21 protein-coding genes are annotated in these 22,895 nt (G+C 69.8%); all 21 read left to right on the top strand.

Translation table 11 applies throughout. From position 1 onward, the window contains the following. Window positions 1–90 precede the first annotated feature (90 nt). The 21 genes from IG84_RS0105275 to IG84_RS0105170 all read left to right on the top strand — a co-directional run bounded on the left by IG84_RS0105275 (window position 91) and on the right by IG84_RS0105170 (window position 22,849). Complete coding sequence (locus tag IG84_RS0105275) at window positions 91–1,383, top strand: homoserine dehydrogenase (RefSeq protein WP_031051841.1); 1,293 nt, start codon at window positions 91–93, stop codon at window positions 1,381–1,383. 8 nt (window positions 1,384–1,391) lie between these two features. Then, on the top strand, window positions 1,392–2,474 hold the full coding sequence (gene thrC / locus IG84_RS0105270) for a threonine synthase (RefSeq protein WP_031051839.1): 1,083 nt from the start codon (window positions 1,392–1,394) through the stop codon (window positions 2,472–2,474). A 370-nt stretch (window positions 2,475–2,844) separates the two neighbouring features. Continuing rightward, window positions 2,845–3,762 (top strand): homoserine kinase, encoded by a 918-nt coding sequence (thrB, locus tag IG84_RS0105265; protein WP_031051838.1) that lies wholly within the window; start codon window positions 2,845–2,847, stop codon window positions 3,760–3,762. Window positions 3,763–4,144: 382 nt separating this feature from the next. After that, window positions 4,145–6,199, top strand: a complete 2,055-nt coding sequence (gene rho, locus IG84_RS0105260) for a transcription termination factor Rho (RefSeq protein ID WP_031051837.1) — start codon at window positions 4,145–4,147, stop codon at window positions 6,197–6,199. 395 nt (window positions 6,200–6,594) lie between these two features. Next, window positions 6,595–7,719 (top strand): LCP family protein, encoded by a 1,125-nt coding sequence (locus IG84_RS0105255; protein WP_031051836.1) that lies wholly within the window; start codon window positions 6,595–6,597, stop codon window positions 7,717–7,719. Between the two features lie 168 nt (window positions 7,720–7,887). Further along, window positions 7,888–8,112: a 50S ribosomal protein L31 gene (rpmE, locus tag IG84_RS0105250; protein WP_030258568.1), complete on the top strand. Its 225-nt coding sequence runs from the start codon at window positions 7,888–7,890 to the stop codon at window positions 8,110–8,112. Window positions 8,113–8,245: 133 nt separating this feature from the next. Next, complete coding sequence (gene prfA / locus IG84_RS0105245; protein ID WP_031051834.1) at window positions 8,246–9,316, top strand: peptide chain release factor 1; 1,071 nt, start codon at window positions 8,246–8,248, stop codon at window positions 9,314–9,316. 136 nt (window positions 9,317–9,452) lie between these two features. Next, on the top strand, window positions 9,453–10,292 hold the full coding sequence (gene prmC / locus IG84_RS0105240; protein WP_030621168.1) for a peptide chain release factor N(5)-glutamine methyltransferase: 840 nt from the start codon (window positions 9,453–9,455) through the stop codon (window positions 10,290–10,292). Between the two features lie 85 nt (window positions 10,293–10,377). Further along, a complete protein-coding gene (locus tag IG84_RS0105235; protein ID WP_030258559.1) occupies window positions 10,378–11,025 on the top strand; it encodes an L-threonylcarbamoyladenylate synthase in 648 nt (215 codons plus the stop codon). Then, the gene (locus IG84_RS0105230) at window positions 11,022–11,681 is read left to right on the top strand and encodes an arsenate reductase/protein-tyrosine-phosphatase family protein (RefSeq protein WP_031051832.1); all 660 of its coding nucleotides are present in this window, start codon (window positions 11,022–11,024) and stop codon (window positions 11,679–11,681) included. Before IG84_RS0105235 ends, IG84_RS0105230 begins: the two co-directional genes overlap by 4 nt. A gap of 176 nt (window positions 11,682–11,857) precedes the next feature. Continuing rightward, window positions 11,858–13,198 (top strand): serine hydroxymethyltransferase, encoded by a 1,341-nt coding sequence (locus tag IG84_RS0105225; protein ID WP_031051829.1) that lies wholly within the window; start codon window positions 11,858–11,860, stop codon window positions 13,196–13,198. 99 nt (window positions 13,199–13,297) lie between these two features. Beyond that, on the top strand, window positions 13,298–14,635 hold the full coding sequence (locus IG84_RS0105220; protein ID WP_031051826.1) for an MraY family glycosyltransferase: 1,338 nt from the start codon (window positions 13,298–13,300) through the stop codon (window positions 14,633–14,635). 324 nt (window positions 14,636–14,959) lie between these two features. After that, window positions 14,960–15,397: a Cg1360 family ATP-synthase-associated protein gene (locus IG84_RS0105215; protein ID WP_031051825.1), complete on the top strand. Its 438-nt coding sequence runs from the start codon at window positions 14,960–14,962 to the stop codon at window positions 15,395–15,397. A 264-nt stretch (window positions 15,398–15,661) separates the two neighbouring features. Then, on the top strand, window positions 15,662–16,477 hold the full coding sequence (atpB, locus tag IG84_RS0105210) for a F0F1 ATP synthase subunit A (protein WP_031051824.1): 816 nt from the start codon (window positions 15,662–15,664) through the stop codon (window positions 16,475–16,477). A gap of 74 nt (window positions 16,478–16,551) precedes the next feature. Beyond that, window positions 16,552–16,794 carry an ATP synthase F0 subunit C gene (gene atpE / locus IG84_RS0105200; protein WP_030258535.1) on the top strand — a complete coding sequence of 81 codons (243 nt, stop codon included), beginning with the start codon at window positions 16,552–16,554 and terminating at the stop codon, window positions 16,792–16,794. Window positions 16,795–16,836: 42 nt separating this feature from the next. Next, a complete protein-coding gene (locus tag IG84_RS0105195; RefSeq protein WP_031051823.1) occupies window positions 16,837–17,409 on the top strand; it encodes a F0F1 ATP synthase subunit B in 573 nt (190 codons plus the stop codon). Further along, window positions 17,406–18,221 carry a F0F1 ATP synthase subunit delta gene (locus IG84_RS0105190; RefSeq protein WP_031051821.1) on the top strand — a complete coding sequence of 272 codons (816 nt, stop codon included), beginning with the start codon at window positions 17,406–17,408 and terminating at the stop codon, window positions 18,219–18,221. Before IG84_RS0105195 ends, IG84_RS0105190 begins: the two co-directional genes overlap by 4 nt. Before the next feature lie 154 nt (window positions 18,222–18,375). Beyond that, entirely contained in the window at window positions 18,376–19,965 is a 1,590-nt protein-coding gene (gene atpA, locus IG84_RS0105185; protein WP_030258522.1) for a F0F1 ATP synthase subunit alpha, read from the top strand. A gap of 20 nt (window positions 19,966–19,985) precedes the next feature. Next, a complete protein-coding gene (locus IG84_RS0105180) occupies window positions 19,986–20,909 on the top strand; it encodes a F0F1 ATP synthase subunit gamma (protein WP_031051818.1) in 924 nt (307 codons plus the stop codon). Between the two features lie 5 nt (window positions 20,910–20,914). Further along, window positions 20,915–22,357: a F0F1 ATP synthase subunit beta gene (gene atpD / locus IG84_RS0105175; protein ID WP_031051817.1), complete on the top strand. Its 1,443-nt coding sequence runs from the start codon at window positions 20,915–20,917 to the stop codon at window positions 22,355–22,357. 108 nt (window positions 22,358–22,465) lie between these two features. Next, window positions 22,466–22,849 (top strand): F0F1 ATP synthase subunit epsilon, encoded by a 384-nt coding sequence (locus tag IG84_RS0105170; RefSeq protein ID WP_030258514.1) that lies wholly within the window; start codon window positions 22,466–22,468, stop codon window positions 22,847–22,849. Window positions 22,850–22,895 lie beyond the last annotated feature (46 nt).

Genomic DNA, 22,895 nt, shown 5'->3' with positions numbered 1-22,895 from the left:
GGATAGGAATTCCCGTCCGGTGCATGAGACTGGTCCATTGCGAACACGGAAATGGCCGACGTGGTCATATCGAGGAAGAGCAGAGGTCGAATGATGCGTACGCGTCCGCTGAAGGTGGCGCTCCTGGGCTGTGGTGTGGTCGGCTCAGAGGTGACGCGCATCATGACGACGCACGCGGACGACCTCGCCGCGCGCATCGGCGCGCCCGTGGAGCTCGCGGGCATCGCGGTGCGCCGTCCCGACAAGGTGCGCGAGGGCGTGCCGGCCGAGCTGATCACCACCGACGCGACCGCGCTGGTCAAGCGCGGCGACATCGATGTGGTGATCGAGGTCATCGGCGGCATCGAGCCGGCCCGGAAGCTGATCACGACCGCCTTCGAGCACGGCGCGAGCGTCGTCTCCGCGAACAAGGCGCTGGTCGCCGCGGACGGCGCCGCGCTGCACGCGGCCGCCGAGGAGCACGGCGCCGACCTGTACTACGAGGCGGCGGTGGCGGGCGCGATTCCGCTGGTCAGGCCGTTGCGCGAGTCGCTGGCCGGGGACAAGGTCAACCGGGTGCTCGGCATCGTGAACGGGACGACCAACTTCATCCTCGACAAGATGGACACCAGCGGCGCCGGGTACAGCGAGGCGCTGGACGAGGCCACCGCGCTCGGATACGCCGAGGCCGATCCGACCGCCGACGTCGAGGGTTTTGACGCCGCCGCCAAGGCCGCGATCCTCGCCGGTATCGCCTTCCACACCCGCGTGACCATCGACGACGTGCACCGCGAGGGCATCACCGAGGTCACCGCCGCCGACATCGCCTCCGCCAAGCGCATGGGCTGCACGGTCAAGCTGCTCGCGATCTGCGAGCGCGCCGCGCACGGTGAGTCGGTCACCGCGCGGGTCCACCCGGCGATGATTCCGCTGACCCACCCGCTGGCCTCCGTCCGCGAGGCGTACAACGCGGTCTTCGTGGAGTCCGACGCGGCCGGGCAGCTCATGTTCTACGGTCCGGGCGCGGGCGGCTCGCCGACCGCCTCGGCCGTCCTCGGTGACCTGGTCGCCGTGTGCCGCAACAAGCTCAGCGAGGCCACCGGGCCCGGCGAGTCCGCGTACACGCAGCTCCCGGTCAGCCCGATGGGTGAGGTCGTCACCCGCTACCACATCAGCCTCGATGTGGCCGACAAACCCGGCGTCCTGGCCCAGGTCGCCATGGTCTTCGCTGAGCACGGCGTATCGATCGATACGGTGCGCCAGCAGGGCAAGGACGGCGAGGCGTCCCTCGTCGTCGTCACCCACCGCGCCGCCGACGCCGCGCTGTCCTCGACCGTCGAGGCGCTGCGCAAGCTGGACACCGTCCGGGGCGTCGCCAGCATCATGCGGGTCGAAGGGGAGTAAAGGAACCCATGTCTGCCAATACGAGCGCCGGTACCACTCATCAGTGGCGCGGCATCATCGAGGAGTACCGCGACCGCCTGCCGGTCAAGGACACGACCGAGGTCGTCACCCTGCGCGAGGGCGGTACGCCTCTCGTGCCGGCGCAGGTGCTCTCCGAGCGCACCGGCTGTGAGGTGCACCTCAAGGTCGAGGGTGCCAACCCCACCGGTTCCTTCAAGGACCGCGGCATGACGATGGCCATCACCCGGGCCAAGGAGGAGGGTGCGCAGGCCGTCATCTGCGCCTCCACGGGCAACACTTCGGCCTCCGCCGCCGCGTACGCCGTGCGGGCCCGCATGGTCAGCGCCGTTCTCGTCCCGCAGGGCAAGATCGCGCTGGGCAAGATGGGCCAGGCCCTGGTGCACGGGGCGAAGATTCTCCAGGTCGACGGGAATTTCGACGACTGTCTGACGCTCGCGCGCAGCCTGTCGGAGAAGTATCCGGTCGCACTTGTGAACTCCGTGAACCCGGTGCGCATCGAGGGCCAGAAGACCGCGGCGTTCGAGATCGTGGACATGCTGGGCGACGCGCCCGACATCCACGTGCTGCCGGTCGGCAACGCCGGCAACATCACCGCGTACTGGAAGGGCTACAAGGAGTACGCGGCGGACGGCATCGCCGCTCGCACTCCGCGGATGTGGGGCTTCCAGGCGTCCGGCAGCGCGCCGATCGTGCGCGGCGAGGTGGTCAAGGACCCGAGCACGATCGCCACCGCGATCCGCATCGGCAACCCGGCCTCCTGGTCCTTCGCGGAGGCCGCGCGGGACGAGTCGGGCGGCGCCATCGACGAGGTGACTGACCGTCAGATCCTCGCCGCCTACCGGCTGCTGGCCTCGCAGGAGGGCGTCTTCGTGGAGCCCGCCTCGGCCGCTTCGGTGGCCGGTCTGCTCAAGGCCGCCGAGGAAGGCAGGGTCGACCCGGGCCAGAAGATCGTCTGCACGGTGACCGGCAATGGCCTGAAGGACCCGGACTGGGCGGTGGCCGGCGCGCCGCAGCCGGTGACGGTTCCGGTCGACGCGGACGCCGCGGCCGAGCGCCTCGGCCTGGCGTAGGCAAGGCGTCCGGGGCCCAGCGGGTCCAGGACAAAAATTCGGCCGGAAAGAGCCGGTCGGAACGGGTTCCGCGGGACCGGCGCGGCTGTCGCACCGGTCCCGTTCCGCCCCACAGGGCAAACCCTGCAAAGGCTGCAAAGTGAGTGGTGTGGCATGAGAGGGCGCGCGACACGCATCGTGCGCCTCCCGTGCGCCCTATGTCGCCACTGAACCTTCCTTCGATAGGCTGGCAGCCAACTCCCCTCCCCGCGGCATAGTGCAGTGGTGTGCAGGGCAGGTCAGAACGGACCCCATGAGTCGATCAGGTGCCTCGGTACCGCGGCGCTTCGGGGCAGTACCGCAGTTTCACATCAAGGAGAGTCATCGAGCGATGGCCGGTCCAGCGTTCCGCGCCGCCGCCGTCCGGGTGCGCACCCCCGCCACCAGCGCCAATCTCGGTCCCGGCTTCGACGCCCTCGGCCTGTCCCTGGGTCTGTACGACGACGTCGTAGTACGCGTCGCCGACTCCGGACTGCACATCGACATCGCGGGCGAGGGTGCCGAGACCCTGCCGCGCGACGAGAGCCACCTGCTCGTACGGTCCCTGCGTACCGCGTTCGACCTGCTGGGCGGGCAGCCGCGCGGTCTCGAGGTCGTGTGCGCCAACCGCATCCCGCACGGCCGGGGCCTGGGCTCCTCCTCGGCGGCCATCTGCGCCGGCATCGTCGCCGCCCGGGCGGTGACGATAGGCGGCGAGCAGAAGCTCGACGACGCCGCACTGCTGGAACTGGCCACCGAGATCGAGGGCCACCCCGACAATGTCGCCGCCTGTCTGCTCGGCGGATTCACGCTGTCCTGGATGGACGCCGGTGCGGCGCGTGCCATCAGGATGGAGCCCGCCCGTTCCGTCGTTCCGGTGGTTTTCGTGCCCGGCAAGCCGGTGCTCACCGAAACCGCGCGCGGCCTGCTGCCGCGCACCGTGCCGCACGGGGACGCGGCGGCGAACGCCGGTCGCGCAGCGCTGCTCGTCGAGGCCCTGACCAGGCGCCCCGAGCTGCTGCTGGCGGCGACCGAGGACCGACTTCACCAGGAGTACCGCGCGCCGGCCATGCCGGAGAGCATCGCCCTGGTGAACCGACTGCGTGCGGACGGTGTCCCCGCGGTCGTCTCCGGTGCGGGCCCGACGGTGCTCGCGCTGGTCGAGGAGGGAGCGGCCGACAAGGTCGCGCGCCTGGCGGGCGAGGGATGGGCGGCCAACCGGCTGTCCCTCGACGCGGCGGGGACGAGCGTCCTGCCGCTCGCGGGGTGACCGACGGATTGCCGGTCTGAGAGAGGGGGAATGTTTGTTGGATCCGGTAGTGTTAACCTCAAGTGAGTACCCGACGCCGCAGCGGCGAGGTGCTTCGCGTCCCCAGTCGGGACCACTTTTCTTCCGGGAGCCTCCCAACCTGCTTGGAGCAAAGACCTAAAGCAGAAGCGAGCACGCTCCGGAAATCGGCGTGATGTGCATGAAGCGTGACCTGCATGAATGCGCAGCATCTTTCGCGTCGGAATCATGAACTGATCTCTCCGCCGAATTCGGCGGGACCACCGCCCCGGCCCGGTCCGTGAACGTCGAGGGACCGCGGTCGGACAGCACAACCGGTCGCCGAGCCAGACAGGCCGACGCCCGCTCCAGGGAAGGACCCTTCGTGAGCGACACCACCGATCTGATGGGCGTACGCACCGATGGCAGTGCCGCAGCGCCCGCCACGGACGCTCCCGCCGCGCCTGCCACCGGGGCCGCCACTGGTGCCTCGCGGCGACGCCGTTCCGGCACCGGCCTCGAGGGCATGGTCCTGGCCGAGCTGCAGCAGGTAGCCTCCAGCCTCGGCATCAAGGGCACCGCGCGGATGCGCAAGAGCCAGCTCATCGAGGTCATCAAGGAGAAGCAGGCCGCCGGCGGTGCCGGTGCGGCCAAGGCCGCCGAGGCATCTGCCGACGCGCCCGCAGAGACCGCCAAGCCCAAGCGCCGGGCCACCTCCAAGGCCCGTACCGGCGAGGCGGCGGCCGAGAAGACCGCCGAGAAGCCCGCCAAGGCGGAGAAGGCGGAGAAGGCCGCGGACACCGCAGGCCAGCAGCAGATCGAGATCCCCGGCCAGGGCGCCGGCGACGAGCAGCCGGCCGGCGAGCGCCGCCGGCGCCGCGCCACCGCCGCTGCCGGGAGCCCCGAGTCCGCCGCCGGCGAGGCCAAGGCCGAGCAGAAGACCGAGGTCAAGGACGGTCAGAAGGACGGGTCCGGCCAGGAGGGCGAGGGCCGCAAGGGCGGCGAGGGCCGCCAGGACCGCGGTGACCGTCAGGACCGCGGCGACCGTCAGGACCGCGGCCAGAAGGGCGACCGCCGCGGCGGCCGCGACCGCCGCAAGAACAACGACGGCAACGACGGCGGCCAGCAGGGTCAGGGCCAGGGTCAGCAGGGCGGCGGCAACCGCCAGCAGGGCGGCCGCCAGGACGACTTCGACGACGAGAGCGGCGGCCGGCGCGGGCGCCGGGGCCGTTACCGGGACCGCCGTGGCCGGCGCGGCCGCGACGACTTCGGTGCCGAGCCGCAGGTCGCCGAGGACGACGTCCTGATCCCCGTCGCGGGCATCCTGGACATCCTCGACAACTACGCGTTCATCCGGACCTCCGGCTACCTGCCCGGTCCGAACGACGTGTACGTCTCCCTCGCCCAGGTCCGCAAGAACGGCCTCCGCAAGGGTGACCACGTCACCGGCGCGGTCCGCCAGCCCCGCGAGGGCGAGCGCCGCGAGAAGTTCAACGCGCTGGTGCGCCTGGACTCGGTCAACTCCGTCGCCCCCGAACAGGGCCGCGGCCGCCCGGAGTTCGGCAAGCTGACGCCCCTGTACCCGCAGGAGCGGCTGCGCCTGGAGGGCGAGGCCGGCCAGCTCACCACGCGGATCATCGACCTCGTGTCGCCGATCGGCAAGGGCCAGCGCGGTCTGATCGTGGCCCCGCCGAAGACCGGTAAGACCATGATCATGCAGGCGGTCGCCAACGCGATCACCCGCAACAACCCCGAGTGCCACCTGATGGTCGTCCTCGTCGACGAGCGTCCGGAAGAGGTCACCGACATGCAGCGGTCGGTCAAGGGCGAGGTCATCTCCTCGACCTTCGACCGCCCGGCCGAGGACCACACCACCGTCGCCGAGCTCGCCATCGAGCGCGCGAAGCGCCTGGTGGAGCTGGGTCACGACGTCGTCGTGCTGCTGGACTCCATCACCCGTCTGGGCCGCGCGTACAACCTCGCGGCGCCCGCCTCCGGCCGCATCCTGTCCGGTGGTGTCGACTCGACCGCGCTGTACCCGCCGAAGCGCTTCTTCGGTGCGGCGCGCAACATCGAGGACGGCGGCTCGCTGACCATCCTGGCCACCGCGCTGGTCGAGACCGGCTCGCGGATGGACGAGGTGATCTTCGAGGAGTTCAAGGGCACCGGCAACATGGAGCTCAAGCTCGACCGGAAGCTCGCGGACAAGCGCATCTTCCCCGCGGTGGACGTGGACGCGTCCGGTACGCGTAAGGAAGAGATCCTCATGTCCAGCGACGAGCTGGCGGTCGTGTGGAAGCTGCGCCGGGTGCTGCACGCCCTGGACCAGCAGCAGGCCATCGAGCTGCTGCTGGACAAGATGAAGCAGACGAAGTCCAACGCGGAGTTCCTGCTGCAGATCCAGAAGACGACGCCGACCCCGGGCAACGGCAACGACTGACGCCGCCCGGCGGCCGCGCGCCGTCAGCGAAAGCCCTCCCCGTCACTCCGGTGACGGGGAGGGCTTCGTCGTACCGCGGCCGTGCGGACGGCCCGTGAAAATGGTGTGACGCATGACGCGCCCCCAAGGGCCCCTCTTGAGACCTTCCGCACAGACATAAAGTCCTTATACGTCCCGGTGTGCGGCCGACGAGCCGGACAAAAGCCCTGGTGAGCGAGGTGCGAACGGCCGTACGGCGAGTCCGGCACGCCCGGCCGGCGCAGCCGTGCCCGCCCCGCCGTCTGTGCAACCCTTCCCGGATGCCTCCCGTCTGAAGGGGTGCGAGACCACCACCGGTGAGAGGACGTGACAGCCGGGGACGGCGAGGCCGGCCGAGCAAGAGGACTGAGGAGCAGATGGCGGACAGCAGCAGGGCCGGACGGACGGCCGCGAGCCGTTCCCACGGCATACGCGCCACCGGCCGCCGGCGTAAGGGACCCACGAGGCGCCGCAGGGCGCTGACGATCACGCTGTGCGCGCTGGTGAGCTGTGTGCTGCTGGCCGGCGCGGGGCTCGGATTCGTCTACTACCAGCTCAACGGCAACCTCAAGGGCGTGGACATCGACGCGGCGCTGGGCGCCGACCGGCCGGACAACGTCGACAACGGCTCGATGGACATCCTGGTGCTCGGCTCGGACTCCCGGGCCGGGGACAACGCCAAGTACGGCTCGGACGGCGGCGGTGCCCGCTCCGACACCGCGATGGTGGTGCACGTCTACAAGGGCCACAAGAAGGCCAGCGTGGTGAGCATCCCGCGGGACACCCTGATCTCGCGGCCCTCGTGCACCAAGGGCGGGCAGCAGACCCCGCCGGCGCAGCACGTCATGTTCAACACCGCGTACGAGGTCGGCGGCCCGGCCTGTGCCGTCAAGACGGTGGAGTCCATGAGCGGCATCCGTATGGACCATTTCGTCGAGGTCGACTTCAGCGGCTTCAAGAAGCTGATCACCGCCCTCGGCGGCGTCGACATCACCACGACGAAGCCCATCCACGACCCGGACAGCCACCTCGACCTGGACCCCGGTACGCACAAGCTGGACGGCGAGCAGGCCCTCGGCCTGGTCCGCACCCGGCACGGCGTGCCCGGCGGCGACGGCAGTGACCTGGGCCGCATCCAGCTGCAGCAGACCTTCATCAAGGCGCTGATGGACCAGTTCAAGCAGCTCGGTGTGCTCTCGAACCCGGCGAAGCTCTACGACATCGGGAACACCGCCACCAGGGCGATCACCACCGACACCAAGCTGAACTCGGTGAACGCGCTGGTCGGCCTGGCCAAGAGCGTCGGCGGCATCGGCTCGGACCACATCAACATGGCCACGCTGCCGGTGACGTACGACCCGCAGAACCCGAACCGGGTGCTGCCGCTGGAGGCCGCGAACAAGCAGGTCTGGAAGGCGCTGCGGGAGGACAAGGCGATCCCGAAGTCGGCCCTGAAGGACTCGGCGGGCGACAAGGGCGGTACGAGCAACTACGTACGGTGAAGAAGGCGGCTCCGGTATCCGGCCCCGCGCGGGGGCCGGGAATATCGGGAGCCGCCCCCCGGTTTGGGGAGATGCGGCCAGTACTGGCAAACTGGACCGTCGGCCCCGGTTCACGTGACGCATCCCGCGAGCACGACCCGGTGCCCTCCCGATACATAGGAGATTCCCTTGAAGCGCGACATCCACCCGGAGTACGTCGAGACCCAGGTCAGCTGCACCTGTGGCGCCTCGTTCACCACCCGTAGCACCGTTGCAGGCGGCGCCATCCGCGCCGACGTCTGCTCCGAGTGCCACCCGTTCTACACGGGCAAGCAGAAGATCCTCGACACCGGTGGCCGTGTGGCCCGCTTCGAGGCCCGCTTCGGCAAGGCCGCCGGGTCCGCCAAGAAGTAGCGACCCACAAGGCGCCGGTTCTCGGTCGCCCCTCGCGCAGGGGCGACCGGACCGGCGTTTTGCCGTCCTTGGCCCGCCGGCCCGCCGGCCGCGGGCACCCCCGGTACATCCCAGCCAGCAGAGGAACACCACGATGTTCGAGGCGGTCGAGGAACTGATCGGCGAACACGCCGACCTCGAGAAGCGGCTCGCCGACCCCGCGGTCCACGCCGACCAGCGCGAGGCGATGCGGCTCAACAAGCGTTACGCCGAACTGACCCCGATCATCGCCACCTACCGCGCCTGGAAGCAGACCGGCGACGACATCGAGACGGCCCGGGAACTGGCCGCCGACGATCCCGACTTCGCCGACGAGGTGAAGGAGGGCGAGGTCCGCCGCGAGGAGCTCACCGACAAGCTCCGGCTGCTGCTCGTACCGCGTGACCCCAGCGACGACAAGGACGTCATCCTCGAGGTCAAGGCCGGCGAGGGCGGCGAGGAGTCCGCGCTGTTCGCCGGCGACCTGCTGCGGATGTACCTGCGCTACGCCGAGCGGATCGGCTGGAAGACCGAGATCCTCGACGCCAACGAGTCCGACCTCGGCGGCTACAAGGACGTCCAGGTCGCCGTGAAGACCAAGGGCCAGACCGAGCCCGGCCAGGGCGTGTGGGCCCGCCTGAAGTACGAGGGCGGCGTGCACCGCGTGCAGCGCGTGCCCGCGACCGAGTCGCAGGGCCGCATCCACACCTCCGCCGCCGGCGTGCTCGTCACGCCCGAGGCCGAGGAGGTCGAGGTCGAGATCGGCCCGAACGACCTGCGGATCGACGTCTACCGCTCCTCGGGCCCCGGCGGCCAGTCGGTCAACACCACCGACTCCGCCGTGCGCATCACCCACCTGCCCACCGGCATCGTCGTCTCCTGCCAGAACGAGAAGAGCCAGCTCCAGAACAAGGAGCAGGCGCTCCGCATCCTGCGCTCCCGGCTGCTCGCCGCGGCGCAGGAGGAGGCAGAGAAGGAGGCGTCGGACGCCCGGCGCAGCCAGGTACGTACGGTCGACCGCTCCGAGCGCATCCGGACATACAACTTCCCGGAAAACCGGATCTCCGACCACCGGGTGGGCTTCAAGGCGTACAACTTGGACCAGGTGCTCGACGGCGAGCTCGACCCGGTCATCCAGGCGTGCGTGGACGCCGACTCGGCGGCCAAGCTCGCCGCCGCCCAGTAAGCCCGGCGGCGGGCGGTCACGCCCGCTCCGACTCACCGCACGACCGAAGTACGTACCGGCTGGAGGACCAGTGCAGCAGTCTCCCGGGGGACACGGCACCCCTCAGCGGCCCGGCCGCGGGCCCAAGGCCCGGTCCGTGCTGCTCGCCGAGGTGGCCCAGGCGACCCAGCGGCTGGCCGACGCGGGCGTGCCCTCGCCGCGCTTCGACGCCGAGGAGCTCGCGGCCCACGTGCACGGCGTCAAGCGGTCCCAGCTCCACATGGTGGCGGACGCGGACTTCGACGCCCGGTACTGGGAGGCGATCGCCCGCCGAGAGGCCCGCGAGCCGCTCCAGCACATCACCGGGCGCGCGTTCTTCCGGTACCTCGAACTGCACGTCGGCCCCGGGGTGTTCGTGCCCCGGCCGGAGACCGAGTCCGTGGTGGGCTGGGCGATAGACGCGGTGCGCGCGATGGACGTCGTCGAGCCGCTCATCGTCGACCTGTGCACGGGCTCCGGGGCGATCGCGCTCGCGCTCGCCCAGGAGGTGCCGCGCTCGCGGGTGCATGCCGTGGAGCTGTCCGAGGACGCCCTGGTGTGGACACGCAAGAACGTCGAGGGGTCCCGCGTCGTTCTCCACCAGGGAGACGCGCTGACCGCGCTGCCCGAGCTGGACGGCCAGGTCGACCTGGTCGTCTCGAACCCGCCGTACATCCCGCTGACCGAGTGGGAGCACGTCGCACCGGAGGCCCGCGACCACGACCCCGAGCTCGCGCTCTTCTCCGGCGAGGACGGCCTGGACACGATCCGGGGCATCGAACGCACCGCACACCGCCTGCTGCGGCCCGGCGGCGTCGTCGTGATCGAGCACGCCGACACCCAGGGCGGCCAGGTGCCGTGGATCTTCACCGAGGAGCGCGGCTGGGCGGACGCGGCCGACCACCCCGACCTGAACAACCGGCCGCGCTTCGCGACCGCCCGCAGGGCGACGCCGTGACCGTATCCGCAGTTTTCGACCGGGCCCCGGCCGCCGCCGGGCGCCGTTCCACCCCCAACACCGTTCCGCACCAGGAGGCCCGCTAATGGCACGGCGATACGACTGCAGCGACGCGACCGACCGCGCGACCGGCCTGCGCGAGGCCGCCTCGGCGGTCCGGCGCGGGGAGCTGGTCGTGCTGCCGACCGACACCGTTTACGGTATCGGCGCGGACGCCTTCAACTCGGAGGCCGTCGGCGACCTGCTGGAGGCCAAGGGCCGCGGCCGGAACATGCCCTCGCCGGTCCTGGTCGGCTCGCCGAACACCCTGCACGGCCTGGTCACGGACTTCTCCGAGCAGGCGTGGGAGCTGGTGGACGCCTTCTGGCCGGGTGCGCTGACCCTGGTCGCGCGGCATCAGCCCTCGCTCACCTGGGACCTCGGCGAGACCGGCGGCACGGTGGCCGTGCGGATGCCGCTGCACCCCGTCGCCATCGAGCTGCTGACCGAGTTCGGCCCGATGGCCGTCTCCAGCGCCAACCTCACGGGACACCCGTCCCCGCAGGACTGCGACGCGGCCCAGGACATGCTGGGGGACTCCGTCTCGGTGTACCTGGACGGCGGGCCCACCCCCGCCGCCGTGCCGTCCTCCATCGTCGACGTCACGGGCAAGATCCCGCGGCTGCTGCGGGCCGGCGCCCTCGACGCCGACGAGCTCCGCAAGGTCGTACCCGAGCTCGAGGTGGCCAATTGATGGCCCCGCAGGGGCGTGGCATAGCGGGAACGCACGACGACTACACCTTCCGCATCCTCCACGTCAGCACCGGCAACGTCTGCCGCTCGCCGATCACCGAGCGGCTGCACCGCCATGGCCTGCAACGCAGACTCGGTACCGAGCTGACCAGCGGGATCGTGGTGGAGAGCGCCGGCACCTGGGGCCATGAGGGCGCCCCGATGGAGACCCACGCCGCCACCGTCCTGGCCGACTACGGCGCCGACCCGGCCGGCTTCATCGGCCGCGAGCTGCTGGACGAGCACGTCATCCGCGCCGACCTGGTCCTGACCGCCACCCGCGATCACCGCGCCCAGGTCATCTCCATGGGCCACTCCGCGGGCCTGCGCACCTTCACGCTCAAGGAGTTCAACCGGCTGGTGAAGGCCATAGACCCGGCCACCCTGCCCGGGCCGGACCCGGCGCTGCCGGACGGCGGCCTGGTGGTCCGTGCCCGCGCCCTGGTCGGCGCGGCCGCCGCGCTGCGCGGCTGGCTGCTCGCGCCGAACGCCGAGGCCGACGAGGTGCACGACCCCTACGGCGCGCCCATCACGTTCTTCCGCTCCATCGGCGACGAGATCAACCAGGCCCTCGACCCGGTCGTCACGGCCCTCACCGGGGTCCCCGCGCGCGCCTGAGCCGTCCCACCCGCCCGAGCCGCCTCACGGCCCGCGTGGCCGCCCCGTGGCCGCCCCTGGCCGTAAGACGCCCCCTGACACCCGCCCGGCCGCTCCGTCCCGCCGTACACCGCGCCCGGACGCCGTTCCGCGCCTACATTGGACGTACGTCCCCCGTACGAGGCCCGGAGCGAGCGATGCCAGCGACTCCCGCGTCCATCCGCAGCGCCACCCCGCACTCCCGGCCGGCCCGGCAGCAGAGCGACGGGCCGCCGCAGGCGAGCACGCCGGGCGCCTGGAGCGGCCCCGGCTTCGAGCAGCTGCGCGCCCAGGACCCGCAGATCGCCGAGGCGCTCCTCGGCGAGAGCGCCCGGCAGGCGGCGGGCCTCCAGCTCATCGCCGCGGAGAACTTCACGTCCCCGGCCGTCCTCGCGGCGCTGGGCTCCCCGCTCGCCAACAAGTACGCCGAGGGATATCCCGGCGCCCGTCACCACGGTGGCTGCGAAATGGTGGACTTCGCCGAGCGGACGGCCGTGGAACGCGCCAAGGCCCTCTTCGGCGCCGAACACGCCAACGTCCAGTCCCACAGCGGCTCTTCGGCCGTACTGGCCGCCTACGCGGCCCTGCTGCGCCCCGGGGACAGCGTGCTGGCCATGTCGCTGCCGCACGGCGGTCACCTCACGCACGGCTCGCCGGCGAACTTCTCCGGACGGTGGTTCGACTTCGCCGGGTACGGCGTGGACCCGGACACCGGTCTGCTGGACTACGACCGCATCCGGGAGCTGGCGATCCGGCGCCGCCCCAAGGCCATCGTCTGCGGCTCGATCTCGTATCCGCGCCACATCGACTACGCGGCCTTCCGGGAGATCGCCGACGAGGTGGGCGCGTACCTCATCGCGGACGCGGCGCACCCGATAGGGCTGGTGGCCGGGGGAGCGGCGCCGAACCCGGTCCCGTACGCCGACGTGGTGTGCGCGACCACCCACAAGGTGCTGCGCGGCCCGCGCGGCGGCATGATCCTGTGCGGCGCGGACCTCGCCGAGCGGATCGACCGGGCGGTGTTCCCGTTCACCCAGGGCGGCGCGCAGATGCACACGGTGGCCGCGAAGGCGGTGGCGTTCGGGGAGGCCGCGACGCCCGCGTTCACGGAGTACGCGCACCGGGTCACGGCCAACGCGCGGGCGCTCGCCGAGGCGCTGGAGGGGGAGGGCCTGACGGTCACGACCGGGGGCACCGACACCCACCTGATCACCGCCGACACCGCGCCGGTGGGCCTGGACGCGCGGACGGCGCGCGGCCGGCTGGCCGCGGCCGGCATCGTCCTGGACACCTGCGCGCTGCCCTGCCCGGCGGACGCCTCGGTACGCAGGACCGGCATCCGGCTGGGTACCGCGGCCGTTTCCACGCAGGGAATGGGGGAAGCCGAGATGGCACGTGTCGGTGCGCTGATCGGAGCGGCACTGCGGGAGGACGGCGCGGTCCGTGCGGCGACCACGGAACTGGTCCGGAACTTCCCGCCATATCCCCCGCACGCCTGAATCCGGGAACCACTTCCGCGCGAGCAACGTCCATACCTACATTCACGGCTGGGGGGCGGACACGCATATGGTGTGTGGCTGTGATGGCCAGCGATACCAATGGGGCAGCCCGTGCGTGAATACCTGCTGACGCTGTGCGTCACGGCCGCGGTCACTTACCTGCTGACCGGGCCGGTACGGAAATTCGCGATCGCGGCCGGCGCGATGCCGGAGATCCGCGCCCGTGACGTGCACCGCGAACCGACGCCGCGGCTCGGCGGCATCGCGATGTTCGGGGGTCTGTGCGCGGGTCTGCTGGTCTCGGCCCACCTGACGAACATCAAGAGCGTCTTCGAGTTCTCCAACGAGCCGCGCGCCCTGCTCTCGGGCGCCGCGCTCATCTGGATCCTCGGCGTCCTGGACGACAAGTGGGGCGTGGACGCGCTCATCAAGCTCGGCGGCCAGATGATCGCCGCGGGCGTGATGGTCCTGCAGGGTCTGACGATCCTGTGGATCCCGGTCCCCGGTATCGGCACGGTCTCGCTGACCCCCATGCAGGGCACGCTGCTCACCGTCGCGCTGGTCGTCATCACCATCAACGCGGTGAACTTCGTCGACGGCCTGGACGGCCTCGCCTCCGGCATGGTGTGCATCGCGGCCGCCGCGTTCTTCATGTACGCGTACCGCATCTGGTACGGCTACGGCCTGGAGGCGGCGGCGCCCGCCTCGCTCTTCGCGGCGATTCTGATGGGCATGTGCCTGGGCTTCCTGCCGCACAACATGCACCCGGCGCGGATCTTCATGGGCGACTCGGGCTCGATGCTGATCGGGCTGGTGCTGGCCGCGGGCGCGATCTCGGTCACCGGCCAGGTGGACCCGGACGCGATGCAGCTCTTCGCCGGTAGCGAGCGGCTCGCGGTGCACACGATGGTGCCGGTCTACATCCCGCTGCTGCTGCCGCTGACGATCATCGCGGTGCCCTTCGCCGACCTGGTCCTCGCGATCGTGCGGCGGACCTGGAACGGCCAGTCGCCGTTCACGGCCGACCGCGGCCACCTGCACCACCGGCTCCTGGAGATCGGCCACTCGCACAGCCGCGCGGTGCTGATCATGTACTTCTGGTCGGCGCTGATCGCGTTCGGCGCGGTGGCGTACTCCGTGAACAACGCCAGCGTCTGGATCGTCCTGGGCATCGTCGCGCTGAGCGCGGTGGGCCTCGGTCTCCTGCTGCTCCCGCGGTTCCGGCCGCGGACGCCGCGCTGGGCGCAGTGGATGGTGCCGCCGCGCTACCGGCGGCAGGCCGGCACGGGTGCGGCTGCGGAAGCCGGCCCGTCCGCTGCGGCCGCCGCGGCGGAGGAGGAGCAGCGGGAGCCGGTGCCGGCGGGGATCCACGGGGCCACCGCGATCGGCGACCGGTCCCGGTTCAGCGACTGGCGCGGGGTCGGCAGCCGGCGCTGAAGCGCGGGTTCCGGAAAATTGCCGCAGCTTTTTTCGAGATTATGTTCACCACACCGAAAATCGGACCATTCCGGTCGCATAGCACACAAAGTGGCGGCCGTCAGCGCACCAACGCGCGGGGTACTGCTCACGTGTGACAGGTAGCACACGAAGTAGGTAAAGACCTCATCAAATAGTTTGTGATACCGTTCACGAGACCCGGTGATAGAGCCGTAAGTCCCGAGTCGGACAGACCATTCGGCTCGTCAGCTCGTCAGCTCGCCGTCGTGCCGGGTCTACGCTCGTCCGCGAGCACACCTGCCCCCACCCCGCCGGAGCGCCGCCATGCAGTCACATGACGCTCGCCTGTTTCTTCGTGCCCTCGTCCCTACGCTTGTCGTCGGCGCCCTCGCTGTCGTCGTCAGTGCGCTGGTCGCCGGCGGAAAGGGTGCGATCGGTGCCGTGGTCGGTGTGGTGCTGGTGCTCTTCGTGATGGGTGTCAGCCTCGTCGTCCTGCAGCAGACCGCCAAGAAGTACCCCGGGCTGTTCCAGATGATGGGGCTCATGCTGTACGCCGTGCAGATCCTGTTCGTCGCGGTCTTCCTGATGGCGTTCAAGGACACCTCCCATTTCGACACCAAGGCATTCGCGTTCACGCTGCTCGCGTCGACCCTTGTGTGGATCGGCGCACAGGCCCGTGCGTACATGAAGGCGAAGATTCTCTACGTCGACCCCGACTCCGCCGAAGCGAAGCGCGCGGAAACGGCGGGGTCCGCGACGTGAGACGTAGGGCCGGGATAAACGCAGCCACGCAAGCCTGCTATCGTCCGGTGCCATCTGCGGCACAGTTGGCGCAGGCGGCGCGGCTCCCGAGTCCCCCGGGGCAGGACGACCCTCTCCTGCGGCCCCCGCCTGTGACGCGAACCGGCCCAGTGCCGAAGTGCCGCCCCCAAATCCGTAAGACCAGTCCAGTGCCGTTCCGCGGATCAACGCCGCGCCGACACAACGAGGTTGCCGTACCTATGCGCCACGCTGAAGGAGCTCGCGGTGAGTGCTGACATGAATACGCTCGCCTTTAACACCGAGTGTCACCTCTTCATTCCAGGGTGTGGCTTCGAGGCTCCCGGCCTGCACTCGTTCGTCTTCGAGCCGCTCTTCTCGATCGGCAGCTTCAACTTCAACAAGCCGATGCTGCTGGCCCTGGTCAGCACCATCGTCGTGGTGTGGTTCTTCTGGGCTGCTTTCGGACGGGCGAAGGTCGTGCCGGGCAAGCTGCAGATGATCGCCGAAGCGGGCTACGACTTCGTGCGCCGCGGGCTCGTGTATGACGCGCTCGGCAAGAAGGAGGGCGAGAAGTACGTCCCCTTCATGGTGTCGCTCTTCTTCTTCGTGTGGGTCATGAACATCTGGTCGATCATTCCGCTCGCCCAGTTCCCGGTGACATCGGTCATCGCCTTCCCCGCCGGACTCGCCATCATGGTCTGGGTCCTGTGGGTGTACCTCACCTTCAAGAAGCAGGGCTTCGTTGGCGGCTGGAAGAACATCACCGGCTACGACAAGTCGCTCGGTGCGGTGCTGCCGCTGCTGATGGTCATCGAGTTCTTCTCGAACCTGATCATCCGGCCCTTCACCCACGCGGTCCGGCTCTTCGCGAACATGTTCGCGGGCCACATGCTGATCGTGATGTTCACCATCGCCAGCTTCTACCTGGCGAACGGCGTCGGCTTCGTCTACGCGGGCGCCTCCTTCGTGATGACCATCGTGATGACCGCCTTCGAGCTGTTCATCCAGGCCGTCCAGGCGTACGTCTTCGTGCTGCTGGCCTGCAACTACGTCCAGGGCGCGCTCGCCGAGCACCACTGAGCCCCCGTTCCCCCAACCCACAGTCGTCCGGTGGCCAACCCCCACCGGTCCTTGAAAGAGAAGGAAGAACCGGCATGTCCGCTCTCCAGACCCTCGCCTCCGCCGAAGCGTTCACCGGCAGCGCCAGCGCGATCGGTTACGGCCTGGCCGCCATCGGCCCCGGCGTCGGCGTCGGCATCATCTTCGGTAACGGCACCCAGGCGCTGGCCCGTCAGCCCGAGGCCGCCGGCCTGATCCGCACCAACCAGATCATGGGTTTCGCCTTCTGTGAGGCGCTCGCCCTGATCGGCATCGTCATGGGCTTCGTTTACAAGTAAACCGAGCCACATCGACGAACCCCTTAGACGGAAGGCATTGATGTGAACGCCCTGGTCACCCTGGCGAGTGAGGTGGAGGTTCCCCAGAACCCCCTCATTCCGCCGATCCCAGAGCTCGTCATCGGCCTGGTCGCCTTCTTCATCGTCTTCGGCTTCCTCGCCAAGAAGCTCCTCCCGAACATCAACAAGGTTCTGGACGAGCGCCGTGCGGCGATCGAAGGCGGGATGGAGAAGGCGGAGGCCGCGCAGGCCGAGGCCCAGCAGGTCCTGGAGGACTACCGGGCCCAGCTCGCCGACGCCCGCCACGAGGCCGCGCGCCTGCGCCAGGAGGCGCAGGAGCAGGGTGCCGCGCTCATCGCCGAGATGCGCGCGGAAGGCCAGCGGCAGCGCGAGGAGATCATCGCCGCCGGTCACGCCCAGATCGAGGCGGACCGGAAGCAGGCCGCGCAGACGCTGCGTCAGGACGTGGGCAAGCTCGCCACCGACCTGGCCGGCAAGCTCGTCGGTGAGTCCCTCGAGGACCACGCCCGGCAGAGCCGCACGATCGACCGCTTCCTCGACGAGCTCGAGGCGAAGGCGGCGACCGACACGGCGAAGGCCGAGGCCGGCCGATGAATGGAGCGAGCCGCGAGGCACTGGCCTCCGCACGCGAGCGTCTCGACGCGCTGACGGACAACGTGACCGTCGACGCGCCGAAGCTCGCCGAGGAGCTGGCTGCCGTTACCGCGCTGCTCGACCGCGAGGTGTCGCTGCGTCGGGTCCTCACCGACCCGGCGCAGGCCGGCGAGGCCAAGGCCGAGCTGGCCGGGCGCCTGCTGGGCGGCCAGGTCGGCGGCGAGACCGTCGATCTGGTCTCCGGCATGGTGCGCTCCCGCTGGTCGCAGTCGCGTGACCTGGTGGACGGCATCGAGGAGCTGGCGTACAGCGCCGACCTCGTCGCCGCACAGCGGTCCGGCGCGCTCGACGACGTGGAGGACGAGCTGTTCCGGTTCGGCCGGATCGTGTCCTCCTCGCCCGAGCTGCGCTCCGCACTGGTCGACCGCCGGGCGGGCAACGCGGCCAAGGCCGAGCTGATCCGCTCGCTGCTGGGCGGCCGCGCCAACGCGGTCACCGAGCGGCTGGTCGTCCGACTCGTCGCACAGCCGCGGGGCCGTAGCCTGGATGCAGGGCTGGACGCCCTGTCCAAGCTCGCCGCGCACCGCCGGGACCGGCTGGTCGCGGTGGTCACCTCCGCGGTGCCGATCAGCGAGACGCAGAAGCAGCGCCTGGGCGCCGCACTCGCCTCGCTGTACGGCCGGCGGGTCCACCTCAACCTCGACGTGGACCCCGAGGTCCTCGGCGGCGTGCAGGTGCGCATCGGTGACGAGGTCATCAACGGGACCATCTCCGAGCGCCTGGACGAGGCGTCGCGGCGGATGGCCGGCTGAGGCAGCCAACCAACTCAACAGCATGAGCAGCGGCCCGAGTTGGGCCGTAACGCAGGGAACAGCAACAGGGGGCGAACCCGCCCTCTGCCTGCGGCGGGGGAGCCCATGCCCCGCAACAAGACTTCGGGCCCAACAAGGAGAGCAGGGAACCCAGATGGCGGAGCTCACGATCCGGCCGGAGGAGATCCGGGACGCGCTGGAGAACTTTGTCCAGGCGTACAAGCCGGACGCGGCCTCGCGCGAGGAGGTCGGGACGGTCAGCGAGGCCGGTGACGGCATCGCGAAGGTCGAGGGACTTCCCTCGGCGATGGCGAACGAACTGCTGAAGTTCGAGGACGGCACCCTCGGCCTCGCGCTGAACCTCGAAGAGCGCGAGATCGGTGCGGTCGTCCTCGGCGAGTTCAGCGGTATCGAGGAGGGCCAGCCGGTGCAGCGCACCGGTGAGGTGCTCTCGGTCGCCGTGGGCGAGGGCTACCTCGGCCGCGTCGTCGACCCGCTGGGCAACCCGATCGACGGCCTCGGCGAGATCGAGTCCGAGGGCCGCCGCGCCCTGGAGCTGCAGGCTCCGGGCGTCATGGTCCGTAAGTCGGTGCATGAGCCCATGCAGACCGGCTACAAGGCCGTCGACTCGATGGTGCCGATCGGCCGCGGTCAGCGTCAGCTGATCATCGGCGACCGCCAGACCGGCAAGACCGCGCTGGCCGTCGACACCATCATCAACCAGCGCGACAACTGGCGCTCGGGCGACCCGAAGAAGCAGGTCCGCTGCATCTACGTCGCGGTCGGCCAGAAGGGCTCCACCATCGCGTCCGTGCGCGGCGCCCTGGAGGAGGCCGGCGCCCTGGAGTACACGACGATCGTCGCGGCTCCGGCGTCCGACCCGGCGGGCTTCAAGTACCTCGCCCCCTACACCGGTTCGGCCATCGGCCAGCACTGGATGTACCAGGGCAAGCACGTCCTGATCATCTTCGACGACCTGTCGAAGCAGGCCGACGCCTACCGTGCCGTGTCGCTGCTGCTGCGCCGTCCGCCGGGCCGTGAGGCCTACCCGGGCGACGTCTTCTACCTGCACTCGCGTCTGCTGGAGCGCTGCGCGAAGCTGTCGGACGACATGGGCGCCGGTTCGATGACCGGTCTGCCGATCGTCGAGACCAAGGCGAACGACGTGTCGGCGTTCATTCCGACCAACGTCATCTCCATCACCGACGGCCAGTGCTTCCTGGAGTCCGACCTGTTCAACGCGGGCCAGCGCCCGGCGCTGAACGTCGGTATCTCCGTCTCCCGAGTCGGTGGCTCCGCCCAGCACAAGGCCATGAAGCAGGTCTCCGGCCGACTGCGCGTGGACCTCGCCCAGTTCCGTGAGCTGGAGGCGTTCGCCGCCTTCGGTTCCGACCTGGACGCGGCCTCCAAGGCGCAGCTCGCCCGTGGTCAGCGCATGACCGAGCTGCTCAAGCAGGGTCAGTACCAGCCGATGCCCGTCGAGGAGCAGGTCGTCTCCATCTGGGCCGGTACCACCGGCAAGATGGACGACGTCCCGGTGGAGGACATCCGCCGCTTCGAGCGCGAGCTGCTCGACTGGATGGGCCGCGAGAAGAAGGAACTGCTCACCGGCATCGTCGAGGGCGGGAAGATGTCCGACGACACCATCCAGGCCCTCACGGACTCGGTCGCCACCTTCAAGCAGCAGTTCGAGACCTCGGACGGCAAGCTGCTCGGTGAGGACGCTCCGGGCGCCGGCAAGTGACGACGGAAGGGACCTGATCCATGGGAGCCAAGCTCCGGGTCTACAAGCGTCGCATCCGCTCCGTCACCGCGACCAAGAAGATCACCAAGGCGATGGAGATGATCGCCGCCTCGCGCATCGTCAAGGCGCAGCGCCAGGTGGCGGCATCGACGCCGTACGCGAGTGAACTGACCCGCGCGGTGACGGCGGTTGCGACCGGCTCGAACACCAACCACGCCCTGACGACCGAGGTGGAGAACCCGACCCGGGCCGCGATCCTGCTCATCACGAGCGACCGCGGCCTCGCGGGCGGCTACTCCTCCAACGCCATCAAGGCCGCCGAGCAGCTCACCGAGCGGCTCAAGGCCGAGGGCAAGGAGGTCGACGCCTACATCGTCGGCCGCAAGGGTGTGTCGTACTACGGCTTCCGCGAGCGCAAGGTCGTGGATTCGTGGACCGGCTTCACCGACAGCCCGACGTACGCGGACGCCAAGGCGGTCGCGGCGCCCCTCATCGAGGCCGTACAGCGGGACACGGCCGAGGGCGGCGTGGACGAGCTCCACATCGTCTTCACCGAGTTCGTGTCGATGATGACGCAGACGCCGGTCGACGACCGGCTGCTGCCGCTCAGCCTCGACGCGAAGAGCGGCGAGGACGAGGAGGCCGCGTCCAAGACCGAGCTGCTGCCGCTGTTCGACTTCGAGCCGTCGGCGGAGGACGTCCTGGACGCCCTGCTGCCGCGGTACGTCGAGTCGCGCATCTACAACGCGCTGCTGCAGGCCGCCGCCTCCAAGCACGCCGCCACCCGGCGTGCGATGAAGTCGGCGACCGACAACGCGGAAGAGCTCATCAAGTCGCTCTCGCGGCTTGCCAACGCGGCCCGACAGGCCGAAATCACCCAGGAAATCAGCGAGATCGTCGGTGGCGCGAGCGCACTGGCCGACGCGACCGCGGGGAGTGACTGACAACTATGACCACCACTGTTGAGACGGCCACGGCGACGGGCCGCGTCGCGCGGGTCATCGGCCCGGTCGTCGACGTGGAGTTCCCCGTCGACGCGATGCCGGACATCTACAACGCGCTGACCGTCGAGGTCGCCGACCCGGCCGAGGCCGGCAAGAAGAAGACGCTGACCCTCGAGGTCGCCCAGCACCTGGGTGACGGCCTGGTCCGCGCGATCTCGATGCAGCCCACCGACGGTCTGGTCCGCCAGGCCGCGGTGACCGACACGGGCGCGGGCATCACCGTCCCCGTCGGTGACGTCACCAAGGGCAAGGTGTTCAACACCCTCGGCGAGATCCTCAACAAGCCGGAGGCGGCTTCCGAGGTCACCGAGCGCTGGCCCATCCACCGCAAGGCGCCCTCCTTCGACCAGCTCGAGTCCAAGACCGAGATGTTCGAGACCGGCGTCAAGGTCATCGACCTGCTGACCCCGTACGTCAAGGGCGGCAAGATCGGTCTGTTCGGTGGTGCCGGTGTCGGCAAGACCGTTCTGATCCAGGAAATGATCTACCGCGTCGCCAACAACCACGACGGTGTGTCGGTGTTCGCGGGCGTCGGTGAGCGTACTCGTGAGGGCAACGACCTCATCGAGGAGATGACGGAGTCCGGCGTCATCGACAAGACCGCGCTGGTCTTCGGCCAGATGGACGAGCCCCCGGGCACCCGTCTGCGGGTCGCGCTGGCCGGTCTGACGATGGCGGAGTACTTCCGTGACGTCCAGAAGCAGGACGTCCTCTTCTTCATCGACAACATCTTCCGGTACACCCAGGCGGGTTCCGAGGTGTCCACCCTGCTGGGCCGCATGCCCTCCGCGGTGGGTTACCAGCCGAACCTGGCGGACGAGATGGGCCTCCTGCAGGAGCGCATCACCTCGACCCGTGGTCACTCGATCACCTCGATGCAGGCGATCTACGTCCCCGCGGACGACCTGACCGACCCGGCGCCGGCCACCACCTTCGCGCACCTGGACGCCACGACCGTTCTGTCGCGTCCGATCTCGGAGAAGGGCATCTACCCGGCGGTGGACCCGCTGGACTCGACGTCCCGCATCCTGGACCCGCGCTACATCACGCAGGAGCACTACGACTGCGCCTCGCGTGTGAAGACGATCCTGCAGAAGTACAAGGACCTGCAGGACATCATCGCGATTCTCGGTATCGACGAGCTGGGCGAGGAGGACAAGCTCACCGTCCACCGTGCCCGTCGTATCGAGCGCTTCCTGTCGCAGAACACCCACGTGGCGAAGCAGTTCACCGGTGTCGACGGCTCCGACGTGTCGCTGGACGAGTCCATCGCCGCGTTCAACGCCATCGCCGACGGTGAGTACGACCACTTCCCCGAGCAGGCGTTCTTCATGTGCGGTGGCATTGAGGACCTCAAGGCCAACGCCAAGGAGCTGGGCGTCTCCTGACCCCGGCTTCCGGATCCGGGGGCGGCCCTTGCCGCCCCCGGGCCCGACGCCCACTAGTATTTGACCCGACATCTGCTGTACCGGCAGGTGAAGACCCGAGGAGCCATCGTGGCTGAGCTGCACGTCGAGTTGGTCGCCGCGGACCGTCAGGTCTGGTCCGGCGAGGCCAGCCTGGTCGTCGCGCGCACCTCGTCGGGCGACATCGGCGTCATGCCCGGTCACCAGCCGCTGCTCGGCGTGCTGGAGTCCGGTCCGGTGACGATTCGTACGACCGGCGAAAGCGGGGACGGCACGGTCGTCGCCGCGGTGCACGGCGGCTTCATCTCGTTCGCCGACAACAAGCTTTCTCTGCTCGCGGAGATCGCCGAGCTGTCGGACGAGATCGATGTCCAGCGCGCGGAGCGGGCCTTGGAGCGGGCGAAGTCGGAGGCCGACGCGGCCGCCGAGCGCCGCGCCGATGTCCGGCTGCGTGCGGTGGCAGGCGTTCACTGAACCCTGTCACAGACGAGCTTTACCCTCAGCCGCGGGCTGCGCTGGA

The organism is Streptomyces ochraceiscleroticus (assembly GCF_000720485.1).
GTDB classification, from domain to species: domain Bacteria; phylum Actinomycetota; class Actinomycetes; order Streptomycetales; family Streptomycetaceae; genus Streptomyces; species Streptomyces ochraceiscleroticus.
The sequence above is the reverse complement of the archived record's forward strand: the minus strand, read 5'-3'. Positions and strand labels throughout refer to the sequence as shown.